Source organism: Streptomyces sp. NRRL B-1140, from assembly GCF_001280065.1.
GTDB lineage: Bacteria > Actinomycetota > Actinomycetes > Streptomycetales > Streptomycetaceae > Streptomyces.
In genome coordinates this window covers 1-279 of sequence record NZ_LGEA01000050.1, presented here as the reverse complement: position 1 = coordinate 279, position 279 = coordinate 1, and the positions used below count along the sequence as shown (strand labels likewise).

Here is a 279-nt window from a genome sequence, read left to right as displayed (position 1 = left end):
CTGGGTTGATAGGCCGGATATGGAAGCACGGTAACGTGTGGAGTTGACCGGTACTAATAGGCCGAGGGCTTGTCCTCAGTTGCTCGCGTCCACTGTGTTAGTTCTGAGACAACGAACAGTTGTCGGCTTTGAGCTGAACTCACAATTGAAGAGTGTGCTTGTTCGCTCGAAACCATTAGGGTTTCGGTGGTTATAGCGTAGGGGAAACGCCCGGTTACATTCCGAACCCGGAAGCTAAGCCTTACAGCGCCGATGGTACTGCAGGGGGGACCCTGTGGG

General features: G+C 54.1%; 2 rRNA genes. Both read left to right on the top strand.

Going from position 1 to position 279, the window contains the following annotated elements:
- A 23S ribosomal RNA gene (locus tag ADK65_RS07620) occupies positions 1-77 on the top strand; the annotation flags it as partial.
- A gap of 105 nt (positions 78-182) precedes the next feature.
- Positions 183-279 (top strand): 5S ribosomal RNA (rrf, locus tag ADK65_RS07615); the annotation flags it as partial.